General features: G+C 39.7%; 12 protein-coding genes. 8 read left to right on the forward strand and 4 right to left on the reverse strand.

Annotation, left to right across the window (positions count from 1 at the left end):
- Positions 1-99: 99 nt before the first annotated feature.
- Positions 100-882: an undecaprenyl-diphosphate phosphatase gene (locus tag BRLA_RS03340; RefSeq protein WP_003335482.1), complete on the reverse strand. Its 783-nt coding sequence runs from the start codon at positions 880-882 to the stop codon at positions 100-102.
- A gap of 304 nt (positions 883-1,186) precedes the next feature.
- On the opposite strand from BRLA_RS03340, the gene BRLA_RS03345 reads away from it, so the two are divergent.
- Positions 1,187-2,263 (forward strand): CvfB family protein, encoded by a 1,077-nt coding sequence (locus BRLA_RS03345; protein WP_003335480.1) that lies wholly within the window; start codon positions 1,187-1,189, stop codon positions 2,261-2,263.
- Between the two features lie 68 nt (positions 2,264-2,331).
- Here BRLA_RS03345 and BRLA_RS03350 read toward each other — a convergent pair whose 3' ends face one another.
- Complete coding sequence (locus BRLA_RS03350) at positions 2,332-3,552, reverse strand: cytochrome P450 (protein ID WP_003335478.1); 1,221 nt, start codon at positions 3,550-3,552, stop codon at positions 2,332-2,334.
- 245 nt (positions 3,553-3,797) lie between these two features.
- On the opposite strand from BRLA_RS03350, the gene BRLA_RS03355 reads away from it, so the two are divergent.
- Positions 3,798-4,385 (forward strand): TetR/AcrR family transcriptional regulator, encoded by a 588-nt coding sequence (locus BRLA_RS03355; protein ID WP_003335477.1) that lies wholly within the window; start codon positions 3,798-3,800, stop codon positions 4,383-4,385.
- Positions 4,386-4,553: 168 nt separating this feature from the next.
- Positions 4,554-5,624, forward strand: a complete 1,071-nt coding sequence (locus BRLA_RS03360) for a tetraprenyl-beta-curcumene synthase family protein (RefSeq protein WP_003335476.1) — start codon at positions 4,554-4,556, stop codon at positions 5,622-5,624.
- Between the two features lies 1 nt (position 5,625).
- On the opposite strand, the gene BRLA_RS23920 is transcribed toward BRLA_RS03360, so the two are convergent.
- The gene (locus tag BRLA_RS23920) at positions 5,626-5,802 is read right to left on the reverse strand and encodes a DUF5325 family protein (protein ID WP_003335475.1); all 177 of its coding nucleotides are present in this window, start codon (positions 5,800-5,802) and stop codon (positions 5,626-5,628) included.
- Positions 5,803-6,113: 311 nt separating this feature from the next.
- Between BRLA_RS23920 and BRLA_RS03370 the strand changes: the two genes are divergently transcribed.
- From BRLA_RS03370 to BRLA_RS03380, 3 genes are read left to right on the forward strand one after another with little or no spacing between them, the layout of a single operon-like run.
- Positions 6,114-6,503 carry a GntR family transcriptional regulator gene (locus tag BRLA_RS03370; protein WP_003335474.1) on the forward strand — a complete coding sequence of 130 codons (390 nt, stop codon included), beginning with the start codon at positions 6,114-6,116 and terminating at the stop codon, positions 6,501-6,503.
- The gene (locus BRLA_RS03375) at positions 6,496-7,380 is read left to right on the forward strand and encodes an ATP-binding cassette domain-containing protein (protein ID WP_003335473.1); all 885 of its coding nucleotides are present in this window, start codon (positions 6,496-6,498) and stop codon (positions 7,378-7,380) included. Before BRLA_RS03370 ends, BRLA_RS03375 begins: the two co-directional genes overlap by 8 nt.
- The gene (locus BRLA_RS03380) at positions 7,370-8,359 is read left to right on the forward strand and encodes an ABC-2 transporter permease (RefSeq protein WP_003335472.1); all 990 of its coding nucleotides are present in this window, start codon (positions 7,370-7,372) and stop codon (positions 8,357-8,359) included. The genes BRLA_RS03375 and BRLA_RS03380 overlap by 11 nt, the downstream gene beginning before the upstream one ends.
- Before the next feature lie 283 nt (positions 8,360-8,642).
- Here BRLA_RS03380 and BRLA_RS22740 read toward each other — a convergent pair whose 3' ends face one another.
- A complete protein-coding gene (locus BRLA_RS22740; protein WP_003335471.1) occupies positions 8,643-10,439 on the reverse strand; it encodes a sigma-54 interaction domain-containing protein in 1,797 nt (598 codons plus the stop codon).
- Positions 10,440-10,700: 261 nt separating this feature from the next.
- On the opposite strand from BRLA_RS22740, the gene BRLA_RS03390 reads away from it, so the two are divergent.
- Both BRLA_RS03390 and BRLA_RS03395 read left to right on the forward strand, forming a co-directional pair.
- Positions 10,701-11,621, forward strand: a complete 921-nt coding sequence (locus BRLA_RS03390; RefSeq protein WP_041751935.1) for a proline dehydrogenase family protein — start codon at positions 10,701-10,703, stop codon at positions 11,619-11,621.
- 443 nt (positions 11,622-12,064) lie between these two features.
- Positions 12,065-12,265, forward strand: coding sequence for a hypothetical protein (locus tag BRLA_RS03395; protein WP_003335469.1), 201 nt, complete (start codon positions 12,065-12,067; stop codon positions 12,263-12,265).
- The last annotated feature ends 119 nt before the right edge of the window (positions 12,266-12,384 follow it).

Consider the following 12,384-nt stretch of genomic DNA (forward strand, 5'->3'; position numbering starts at 1 on the left):
AGTCTCTTTACAAACGAAAAAGCTTGCACCTACAGCAAAAAAAGCGTACAGAAGAGTAAGCTCCTGTGCGCTTTTTGTCTGCTAGATAACAAAAGAACGTTACCATTTTCCGAACCATTGTAATACAATTATGCAAGCGCCTAAAGCGAATACATAATAGGCAAAGACCTTCAGTGACCCACTACTGATCAGTTTAATCATCCAACGAATAGCGATATATCCTGTTATACCTGCAAAGATAGCTCCAACTAGCATAGGAATAATACCGTTTGGTAGCACAGACATCTCAGCCAAATCCTTTGCCTGTAAAACGCATGCTCCTAAGATAGCGGGAAGAGATAGCAAAAAGGAAAAGCGCGCGGCATCATTACGATCAATTCCTCTTAGCAATGCACCAGCGATTGTGAGGCCAGAACGGGAAATAGCAGGTAAAATAGCGGCTCCTTGTAAAGCACCAATGAATAAGGCATCTATATAATTGATTTGTTCAAAAGCTCGTGTCCCCTTGCGCATGGATTCCACGGCCCATAGAATTAGCCCTGTAGCAAGGAACTCTACCCCGATGGTTTGCCCCGTCTGTGAAATCTCCTCGAAATAATCTTTGAAAGTCAGACCAATAATGCCAGTTGGAATGGTACCTACGATCAACAGTCGAGTTAATTTGCTGAATGGATTGCGAATCACATAGAGAAGTTCATCCCAAAAGACAATGACAACGGCAAACAATGTACCTAGATGCAGTAATGTATCAAATAGCAGACCAGCTTCACGTAGTCCGAATAATTTGCCAAACAAGACAAGATGTCCTGTACTTGATATAGGCAAAAATTCAGTAAAGCCTTGAATGATACCAAGAAAAATCGATTCTATATATGCTAGCATGCTCTTCTCCCCTCTTAGCATGATTCCTACTCGATAAGACAAGTGTATGCAGATAAGTAGTCGGACTTGCTGTTTTTATGGATAAAAGTTTAGAAAGATGTTTATTGTAAATGATGTAAGGAAAGCTGTTCTTTGGATACAGCTTCAAGGAGCGAAAAAGCTACATTTTGTATTTATTTTTTACAAAATCCGTACAAGCGGTGAAGTCTCACGTGGAACGTACCAACAGATTGTGTATAATGAGGGGACGAAGGGATAACCTTACGGAATATATTGAGCGTGACATAGAGTAGGAAGTGACGAAATGAGAGATAAACGACAGTTTGGTAATAGAGACGGACAGGGAAGAGGAGGACGCGGTGTCAGAAGCGGCGGAGGCAGCGGCAGACAGCAAGGCGGCCGTTTTAGCTCACCACGTGCCGGATACAGAGGAGATAGCAGGAACGCCAGCTTTTCTGAAAAGACGATGCCAGCTCAATCTACGAAATACATGGCAGGGACGATTGTTTCTTTGCCTGTTTCTAGAGTGGAAGAGTATGGCTATTTCTTAACAGATGGCGACGTAGAAATTTTATTGCATCAAAATGAAGCGACAGATCAGCTAGAGGTAGGCGATACTGTAAAAGTCTTTTTGTATCACGACCATGAGAATCGCTTAGCAGCAACGATGCAAATGCCTCTGGTCAGAGAGGACGAGTATCAATGGTTAGATGTTGTGGATGTCTCCACACGCGTGGGTGTTTTCTTACATAATGGAATTCAAAAAGACCTGTTAGTATTTAAAGATGATCTGCCTATGCAATGGGAAGAGTGGCCACAGGTTGGGGATAAACTATTGGTGACCTTAAAGCGTGACAAGCACGGTCGTCTTTTAGGAGAGCCAGCCGCTGAAAATGTCATTTGGGACCTATCTCGGAATGCAACTAGCGAAATGAAGAATAAATGGGTAGAAGGTATTGTCTACCGGGTGTTTATGGAAGGTGTATTCGTATTTACTGACGATAAGCATATTTTATTTATTCATGAGGATGAAATGACAGAATCCTTACGTATGGGACAAAGAGTACGAGCTCGGGTCAGCTATGTACGTGAAGATGGCCGCTTGAATGGGTCCATGCAGGAACGTAAAGAAGTACGCTATGGAATTGATGCTCAAATCCTTTTAGGTGTGCTAAAGGAACGTGGAGCGATGCCATACACAGATAAATCCACACCAGAAGAGATTAAGGATCGCTTTAACATGAGCAAGGCTTCCTTTAAACGTGCTATGGGCAAACTCATGAAAGAGGGTCTGGTTGAGCAAGCTGATGGCTGGACGCATCTGAAAAAGGAAGTTTATATGAATCACCAAAGAGAGCTAGAAGAGAATATGGAATCATAAACAAGTAAAACCCTCCCTGTGGAGGGTTTTAGCTGTTTGAAAGGCTTGGGGAGCTACAAATAGAGCGATCAGTCAACGCTAACAGGAAAGCTTTTTAAACCGTATATGGTAGTGCTATTTGCAATAGGCACCGGCTGATTGTTCTCGTGAAAGGAAATATGCTTGATATTTTTAAATAATTCTGTCAAAGAAATTTTTGCTTCTAATCTTGCTAAAGGCGCACCTAAGCAAAAATGTATGCCCTGTCCAAAGGCAAGATGAGGATTTACCCTTCGACTGATATCGAAAGTAGAAGCTTGCTCGAATACTGTCTCATCCCGGTTAGCTGACCCTATCCAAGCAATGATAATCTGATCTTTTTTAAGCAGATGGGGCCCAATTTGCACATCCGCCCCTACTCTTCTGACGACTCGTTGCGCTGGAGAACGATAGCGTAATGATTCCTCTAAAGCTTGGGGAATCAGGGATAAATCCTGCTGAATTTGTCTATAAGCTCCGGGACTCTCCAATAGACTATACATTGTATTAGAAATAAAGTTTGTTGTCGTCTCATTTCCTGCTACCAATAACAATTTACAAAAAGCGACAAGTTCATCAATGGAAATTTTGCTTTTTTCGCTTTCTGCCTGGATAAGAATAGAGATAATATCTGATTCTGGATGAGGGCTTTTTCGTTTATGTTCAACAATTTCTGTAAAAAAGCTTGTTAACTCCTGATCAGCTTTTGTACGAACAGATAGGAATTGCGTCAAATGATCTGGATCATCGTTATCTGGGGAACTTACCACAATATCTGACCATTCCTTAAACTTCGACATCTCTGATGAAGGAACCCCCAGCATCTCGGCAATTACAATGACAGGTAGCGGGTAAGAAAAATCTCGTACTAGATCAAATTCTTGTTGCTCTTGCACATTTTCTAGAAGCTGCTTCGTGATTTCTTCAATACGTGGGGCCCACGCTTTCATCATTTTCGGGGTAAAAGAATGCATAACAATAGAACGAATATCTGTGTGCATAGGCTGATCCATGCCAATCACACTTCGATTAAATGGAGATGCTCTTTTTGGGGGCAAAACGCTAGAAAAATTTTGTTTGTCTTCCAGTACCCGTTTGACATCGTGATAGAGAAAGACGTTCCACATGTCTGCTTTTTCATTATAGAAAACAGGGGATTGGTGCCTCATTTTTTCGTACCACAAAAAAGGATGATAAGGATCTAGTTGAACTTCTTCATCTCTAAAATAATTGCTAGGAATCATGATAAAAGATTGTTTCATGTCATTCATGATACTCTTTCCTCCTTTAAAGATGTCGAAAATAATTAAACTGAATATCATTCACTGAATATCATTCAGTTTATAAAGTAAGTATAAATCAAGGAGGAAGAAATGTAAATTTTTTACTTTAAGAGATTGTGTGCTGTCTACTGGAAAAAATTGATACAATATTCTCTAGGAAGTGGCGCATCTTTTTCAACGCGGAGTATATGTCCTCTTCCAATACGTACATGTTAATTAGGAGAATAAATACGATGCCGGAAAGAAAATTAACCAAGCGACAAGAAAAAGCCATAGAAACAAAACGCACTATTTATCATGTAGCTCTGGATTTGATAAAAGAAAAAGATTATGAGAGTATCTCTATCGAGGAAATTAGTAAGAAAGCAAGTGTATCAGTGGGAACATTTTATTATTACTTTAGTTCCAAGGAAGAGATTTATCTTTGCTTATTTCAGGAAATCGATAAACGCTTTGCTCTTGATATACAAGCTGACGAAAAACAAGAGCCAACAAAAGATCGGCTCTTACATTTTTTTGTTCAATTAGCCAAGCATACATCTGAGCTGGGATTGCACATTAATAAGCAGCTTTATCATGGAAATAATCGACTGTTTACTTTGAAACCTTCTTCTACTTGGACAAAGCTTCAGGAGATTATCAGTCAGGGGCGAGCTAGACAAGAATTAACCATGGATTTAAAAGAGGAAGAAATACTTGAATATTTAATTATGCTATCAAGGGGGATTATTTTTGATTGGTGCATCCATAATGGAAAGTATCCACTGGTTGAGGTGATGCACAAGTACATGAAGAAGACCATTTCATCTATATGTAAGTAAATACGAATGATGGATAGCCAAGGAGCCTATGGATTGAAGGCTGTAAAATCTTAGGAAGCCTCGTATTAAAGATATATCAAATTGGTTACACAAGGGGATAAAGCAGATTTTTCCTCCAGAGATATGTTAAGATGTTTTATAGCAAAAAACCAAAGGAGGAACTTTAGCTTGCAAGCGAAACCGATTCATAAGCCTTGGCAGTTACTTTATCGCGTCTATCGCTATATTTTGCCCTTGCTTGAGCAAGAGTTCGCTTATTGGTATGAACGAGCGAAAGAAATCCCGGATAGGGAGCTTCGAAAACAAGCCATAGCTAGCATGGATACCAAGAAATTTCATTGTCAGGGTGGTTCTGTTTATGCTTCTCAGGTTATGGCCTATAAAGAAACACTGGTCAAGCTAATCGTAGCTTATCAGACTATCAGTGATTATCTAGATAATTTGTGTGATCGTAGTACGTCACTTGATCCAATTGATTTTCGTCAGCTACATTACTCCATGCAGGATGCACTAACTCCTGATGCACCGCTAAGGGATTACTATGAATTTCGTGAGGAAAAGGATGACGGCGGCTTTTTGAATGCATTAGTTTTGCGATGTCAAGAAATGGTCCGAAATCTACCTTCCTATAAAGATGTTCAGCAGCATATTGTGAATTTATCTACGTTGTATAGCGATTTGCAGGTATATAAACATATCGCTTTAGAGAAACGGGAAGAAGCCTTATTAACATGGTGGGATCAGTATAAGGAAAGCTATCCAGAGATAGAATGGCAAGAGTTTGCTGCGGCGACTGGCTCGACCATTGGTATTTTTGCCTTGTTTTGCTTGGCAACAGAGCCTGCGGTTGATCCTAAGGAAATAGAAGCATTACATCATGCCTATTTTCCTTGGATAGGCGGCGTACATATTTTGCTAGATTACCTGATTGATTTAGAAGAGGATCGAGAAGGTGGGGATTTAAACTTTGTCAGTTATTATCAATCTGATGAAGAAGCGTATGAGCGGCTGCAATACTTTATTGAACGAGCCAAACAAAGCATTGATCAATTGCCTCATCCTGCGTTTCACCGCATGATCGTTGACGGGCTACTTGCCTTTTATTTGGCTGATCAGAAAGTGAATCGGCAACAGCCGCAAATTTATACGATTTCCAAGCGTTTATTAAAAAAGGCAAGCAGTTTTACTTCTTTTTTATTTTACGTAAACAGCCTATTTATTCGCCGGAAGGAAACATAATTTATGGACGAAGATGTTTCTTTTTATAAGAAAATCCGAACCCCATCAAACAGGTTGCCAATACCAAGCAGCCAATGATACCAAGTGCGCTTTTTAGTCCAATAAAGACACCTACTCCTACCAAGCAGAAGGCAACTAACACTGCAAGGAAAAAAGTCACCAATTTATATTGATTCATTAGGGAATACCTCCTTTGTTGACGGTGTTCCTATTATACCTTATTTTTTCGGTTTGTTTTACATTTTCTGAATTTGGAAGTGTCGTTAACAGTAGTATTTTCCAAACACAACTTATCTTCATAAGCCTTTGCCAATCTTATTAGGTTGGTAAGGGCTTTTTTTGCATGCAAGAAAAAAAGAGGTGTATGATTTGACTGTGCTTTTGGGCTGTAGTTGTGAAAGGGATTGACACCAAACACAAAAAGAAGTAGTGTATTAAGTGTACTACATGATATAGTACACACCGAACTGTAAGAGGTGGTTGATTATCATGATTCTGATTAATGAACGAAGTCCTTCGCCCATTTATGAACAGATCATTCAGCAGATAAAAGAGTTGATTCTAAAAGGTATATTACAGGAGGGAGAAAAATTGCCATCGGTACGAGAACTGTCCGGCATGATTGTTGTTAATCCAAATACAGTGAGTAAGGCATATCAGGAATTGGAAAGGCAAGGAATTATCGAGACGTTGCGTGGAAAAGGAACTTTCGTCGCTAAGCAACAGGTCCCTCGGATGGAAACAGAGCGTTTGGATAAATTCGAGGAATCCTTAAAACAAATCGTTATTGAAGCAAGTTACCTAGGGATTAGCACACAGCAAGTACAAGAGTGGGTTGAGAAGTACATGTTAGAATTACGAGGTGATTCAAATGCTTAGTTTATATAATGTAAGTAAAGTAATTGATGAGGAAGAGATATTACATAACATTAGCTTTGAGATACCTAGGGGTGTGATTGTAGGTCTTGTAGGTCGTAATGGGTCGGGTAAAACAACCTTGTTGCGTACGATCATGGGAATTTTGGATACGGATGGGGGAAGTGTGGATCTGGATGGTCGCTCCATCCACCAGCACCCGGAGTGTAAAAAAGACATGCTTTTTGTTCCAGATTCTCCAGAAGCGTTGCATTTTTATACACCTGATGAATGCGCTAAGCTGTACAAAGCTATGTACCCTAACTTTGATTATGCTTACTATGTAACGCTGATGGAGCGCTTTAAGCTTCCAAGACGAAAAAAAATTCGTCAATTTTCTAAAGGAATGAAAGCTCTGGCGTCACTTATCTTAGCGTTCTCCTCAAAGGTATCCATGATTATACTAGATGAACCGACAAACGGAATTGATCCGATAGTCAAAAAACAGGTACTAGGTATGATTGTTGAAGAAGTTGCCCAACGTGAAGTAAGCTTTATCATTTCCTCGCACCAACTTGAAGAGCTAGAAAGAATAGCTGACATGATTATCATGATTAAAAAAGGAAGTGTTGAAGCTACGACTTCGCAAACAGATACTGAAGAGAGATTTAAGAAGTTTCAGGTGGTTTTTAAAGGAGAAGCTCCACAGACATTGCTTGACCTGCCGCAGGTATATCTTCTTCAGCAGGTAGGGCGTGTACATACCTTATTACTGGAGGATCCAACAGGCTCAGCATTAGCTCGATTACAAGAGGAACAACCACTCTTATTAGAAAAATTACCAGTTGATTTAGAAGATTTATTTATTACCAAGCTAGGTGGTGACGATTATGTTTCATAAAGCATTATGGCTAAAGGAATGGAAACAGAGTAAATCAATGATATGGTTGTTACCGTTTATTACCTTTCTGTGTATGGGCTTCACCCGTATGCAGAATACCTTATTTCTAACTGAAAACCAGGTTATCATGAATGTAGCTCGATTAAAAAAAGAAGGAGCAGAGTTTTTTTACTTTGCTACTAATAATTCAAATTATCTATTTGCTAGCTTTCCAGTACTGTTGTTGATTGCTTTGACATTGATGGGATCGGAGAGAAGAAGCCTAGTAAACGATTTTACTTTCTCTATGCCTTTTTCACGCAGAGATATTTATTTGACCAAATGGATGCTAGGGGCATCAACGATTGTTATTAGTTTAGTATTGAATACTTTAATTGATATGATCGTTATCCTGGTTTCTCCATTCCAAGAATTTTTCATTTTGAAGGAGCATCTTTATCCTTTACTTCAGTCATCATTAGCTCTCATCGCTTTTTATAGCTTTGTCCTGATGATTGGAACCTTAGCGGGTGGAACAATGGTTCAAGCCATGCTGTCCCTAATCTTTAGTATCTTTCCTGTTGGAAGTGCCTTCTTAACTAACGGGTTTTTACAAATGAATTTTGGCATCGAATTAAACTTTGACTTATTTCCAATCAATCTTATCTTGTTGACAAGTCCATTAGTAGTAGTAAACATGTTTGGAAAGCTATCGTCACCTTTTTTGATTCCGTTTTTGCATTTGCTTGTTACATTAGGACTCGGTATTTTCTTATATCAACGCAATCGATTAGAGAATAATGGCAAGGTTATTATGTTTCCAGCGTTAGAGCCTGTGTTTTACGGGGGAGCTATTCTGTGCTTTGCCTTACTTGGTGGACTTTTTGCCTCAACTGTAATTGAAAAAGATTTATTTACGTATTACGCCGGTTTTATTTCTTTAGGGATTTTAGCAGCCATCGGGTCTTACTTTTTGCGAAATGCTCGGATTCGTATGTAGCCCACATGTAAAAGGGTAAGCTTGTTGCCATTCTGCAAATTTTTATTTTACAACCAGAATCAAAGCTTATGGTCGATAAATAGCGTCGTTTGGACAATTGCTTCCACTTTTAGGAGGAGGCTTGGTAGCGTTGGTGCCAAGCCTCGCTTTTACTTTGTGGTAGCATGCTAGCCCTTTTCAAGGATAGGCGCTGTGATCCTACAACGTCACCTTTTGCCACAAAACAGGAAAAGTATGAAACGAAACATACGAGACATCAATGTGTCTTCGTGTAAGTGTAATGTTATTGTTTGATTGATTCCTCTACAAGTCCATACCTTCTCATTTTGTTATAAAGCGTACCGCGTGACATTCCTAGTAGCTCCGCGGCCGCTTTTTTATTTCCATAAGTGCGTTCTAATGCTTGTAATATTTTTGTTTTTTCCATATCGCTCCCCTTTTCCAACCGAGCTGGTACATATTCGTTGTGTAAGCCATATATCTCAGAGGTAGTCTGGCTGATGGCAGAAGGAGATACAGTGGCTGCTATATAGGCTGAAGACAGCTCTGTAGCTGATGAGCTACTGGATTTGGACGGATGATCCGAATTACGTTCGTGAGCGTTCTTTAATGCGGCAGGAAGATGCTCCCAAGTAATGACTCCATTTTCTTGTAAAATGGATAAACGCTCAATGATGTTGCGGAGCTGACGAATGTTTCCGGGCCAATGATAGTCAAGGAGTGCTTGCATCACATCTGGCATAATGCGGGGCACTGCTTGATTATTAGCAAGAGAATATTCATGCAGGAAAATCGGAACCAATTCTAAGATATCCTCTGAACGTTCCCGTAACGACGGAAGCTCTAGAGAAAAAACATTTAATCGATAATATAAATCCTCACGAAAACGTCCCTCTGCCACCATTTTTTCTAGGTTTTTGTTTGTAGCTGCAATGATTCGTGTATTCACATAAATCGGTTCTGTTCCACCGACACGATAGAATTGTCGCTCCTGTAGGGCACGTAATAACTTCGCTTGCAATTCTAGCGGTAATTCCCCAATCTCGTCTAAAAAAAGCGTACCTTCATGAGCCAGCTCAATCTTTCCTGGTTTCCCTTTTCGCTCGGCTCCCGTAAAAGCTCCCCCCTGATAGCCAAAAAGCTCGCTTTCAAATAAGGCGGCAGGAATGGCTGCGCAGTTAATGGCTACAAAAGATTTTTTACTGCGTTTACTTACCTGATGAATAGCCTGAGCAAATAGTTCCTTACCCACTCCGCTTTCTCCATATATAAGGACAGTAGCATCGGTTACGGCGACCTTTCGGGCTGTCTGCATAGCTGTTTGTAAAGCAGGCGAATGTCCCTTGATAGGGAAAAATGGATCAGTGGGAGCTTGGTAGCGAGTCATTTCCTGCTGCAAATTGTGTAAATGCTCTGTTGTATTAGTTAATTCCTCATGCAGTTTGACTAATTCAGTAATGTCCTGCTCAATGGAGATGGCTCCAATAATCTCTGATGATTGAATGATTGGGGCTGAGTTAATCAAAACGTGTTGATTAGGACGCGGGATATGGTAGAGCCTTTGGACAGCCGATCCCTCTGATAATGCAATCTTTAAGCGAATAGATTCGCTAGCAAAATGGTTATCCAACGAAGTGCCCACAACATCTTCTTTTTTGATTTGATACATCTTTTCTGCTGCTGGATTCCAATAAACAACCTGATTAAAAGAGTCTACAATGGTGGTCGCCTCGCTCATAGTCGACAATAAAGTATGAAGGAGAGCTTCTTGATTGCTGGCGACAGTGCCAATGATCTCAAATAATTGCCTAAAGGGCAGATAGCCAAGAGGCTTGCCGTCTGCGGAATCCAACACAAATAGCTTTGAGTGGAAAGCTGGAGCTGTTGATTGCGAAAGAAAGCTAGATGCACATAAAAAGGCCTGCCATAGCGTATGTGAACTAGGAATGGCACAATATTCAGGCAAGTAAGAATGCATGACATCCCCAGCAGTGTTAGATTGACTTGTCACATCCTCAGAGAAAGAAAGCGGTAACATACAAGCGGTTACCTTCATTTGTAACGAGAAGAAGGATTTCATGAGATCACCTGTGCTGTTTGACATTATGATTGATACTTTCACAAAAAGGACACTCTTTAATCATTAGTGTACATGATTTTGAACAAAAGTGTACATAAATGTCAAAATACTATGTGTTTTCATACGACGGGACACCAGAAAGGTTAGAAATTGACGATTTTATGAGATTTTTCCCGAATTCGCTCGATTGGCACGATGCTTGCTTGGTATATAAAGCAGAAAGTAAATGTACTGGTAAAGCAGCTTGAGGGGGATGTAATGATGGAACAAATCTTAAAGAACTTTTTCTTATTCCTTTCTAAAAATCAGGGATTAAATAAAGCGGCAAAGAAATGGGGGCTTCGTTTTGGCGCCAAACGAGTGGTGGCGGGAGAAACAATCGCAGAAGCCATTCGTGGTGTCCGTGAATTAAATCAAAAAGGGCTGGTTTGCACGCTGGATCATCTTGGAGAGTTTGTGTTTAGCGTAGAAGAGGCTAATGAATCCGCTGATTATTGCATGAAAACGATAGAAGCCATTTATGAATCTAAAGTGGACTGTAATCTTTCGCTTAAAATGACACAACTGGGCTTGGATATTAGCCGTGACTTATGTGTTGGCAACATGCGCCGAATTTTAGATACAGCCAAGCGATGTGGGAATATTTTTGTGCGCATTGATATGGAGGACTATGCTCATAATCAAGTGACCTTGGAAATCCTGCATGAACTATTAGAGGATTATGATAATGTTGGTACTGTTATTCAAGCATACCTCTATAAATCAGAGAATGATGTGGAGAGTGTGAAAGATAAAAAAGGTAACCTACGTTTGGTAAAGGGTGCTTACAAGGAATCACCAGAGGTAGCGTATCCAGCAAAAATAGATGTTGATGAGAATTACAAGAAAATTATTAAGCAACATCTCCAAAATGGTAATTATGCAGCGATTGCCACACATGATGATGCCATTATTGCCTATGTGAAGCAATTAGAAAAGGAGATGGGTTTTTCGCGGGATCAATTTGAATTTCAAATGCTGTATGGTATCCGTCCACAGTCCCAGCTAGATTTGGCAAAAGAGGGCTATAAAATGCGTGTGTACGTTCCGTATGGTAATGATTGGTATGGGTATTTCATGCGTCGTTTGGCGGAGCGTCCAGCCAATGTAGCATTTGTAATCAAGGGTCTATTTAGTCGTTAATTACGCAAGGCATGATAACTATAGGGTTGTAATATGATGTAAAAGCCAAGTTTATGCATAGAGATGAAAGCGGGTACAATTTAACCTGTGTCTATGCATGGAAGCTTGGCTTGTTTTATCTTCGCGTGTTGAATCATGCAGATATTATCTTCCAGTAGATGGCACATGAAGTCAGTTATCAATTTTGCTATGCTTATATCACATCTTTTGATGGATTATCGGAAGCTATTAACAAATCCTGGAGGAGTGCGATATAATAAGGTTGGTTGTTCACGATGGCTGAATCGCTATTGGTTAATATGGTTTATAAGCTTCTGAGGTAAAATGATCAGAAGATACATAAACCAATTTTTTATAAGAAAATTGAAGTTTTTTAAAGCAGGAAAAATGGGGTATAAATGTAGTATAATTATAATTATTCTAGTTGTGGGGAGAGAAACGAAATGGAGCTTACTGGTCAACGCTTGTTCGTATTATGGAGAACCTTTTCTCAACTTGATTTTCTACGTCAAATTAGAGGACGTGACATCCCGGATCAGTCTGTAAATGAATTAATTAACAAAGTGAAAAATTTAGATGAAGTGGAAGTATTACCGATTGATACGGAACAATTACGTGAAACGGTAATCAAACTTCGTAAATAAATAAAAAGAAGGATGCTTAGGTTGCATCCTTTCTATTTCTATTTCAGCATAGGATGTGTAGGCTATGTGCATACCCCTTGCTAGAAAATGAATCATAGATGAAAAACCGGCCTCTCCTC

The sequence above is a fragment of the Brevibacillus laterosporus LMG 15441 genome (assembly GCF_000219535.2).
Lineage (GTDB): Bacteria > Bacillota > Bacilli > Brevibacillales > Brevibacillaceae > Brevibacillus_B > Brevibacillus_B halotolerans.

Bases quoted from the DNA above. Each gene is read 5' to 3' on its own strand.
- BRLA_RS03340 (WP_003335482.1), bottom strand. From the start codon at position 882: ATGCTAGCATATATAGAATCGATTTTTCTTGGTATCATTCAAGGCTTT.
- BRLA_RS03345 (WP_003335480.1), top strand. From the start codon at position 1,187: ATGAGAGATAAACGACAGTTTGGTAATAGAGACGGACAGGGAAGAGGA.
- BRLA_RS03350 (WP_003335478.1), bottom strand. From the start codon at position 3,552: ATGAATGACATGAAACAATCTTTTATCATGATTCCTAGCAATTATTTT.
- BRLA_RS03355 (WP_003335477.1), top strand. From the start codon at position 3,798: ATGCCGGAAAGAAAATTAACCAAGCGACAAGAAAAAGCCATAGAAACA.
- BRLA_RS23920 (WP_003335475.1), bottom strand. From the start codon at position 5,802: ATGAATCAATATAAATTGGTGACTTTTTTCCTTGCAGTGTTAGTTGCC.
- BRLA_RS03370 (WP_003335474.1), top strand. From the start codon at position 6,114: ATGATTCTGATTAATGAACGAAGTCCTTCGCCCATTTATGAACAGATC.
- BRLA_RS03375 (WP_003335473.1), top strand. From the start codon at position 6,496: ATGCTTAGTTTATATAATGTAAGTAAAGTAATTGATGAGGAAGAGATA.
- BRLA_RS03380 (WP_003335472.1), top strand. From the start codon at position 7,370: ATGTTTCATAAAGCATTATGGCTAAAGGAATGGAAACAGAGTAAATCA.
- BRLA_RS22740 (WP_003335471.1), bottom strand. From the start codon at position 10,439: ATGAAATCCTTCTTCTCGTTACAAATGAAGGTAACCGCTTGTATGTTA.
- BRLA_RS03390 (WP_041751935.1), top strand. From the start codon at position 10,701: ATGGAACAAATCTTAAAGAACTTTTTCTTATTCCTTTCTAAAAATCAG.
- BRLA_RS03395 (WP_003335469.1), top strand. From the start codon at position 12,065: ATGGAGCTTACTGGTCAACGCTTGTTCGTATTATGGAGAACCTTTTCT.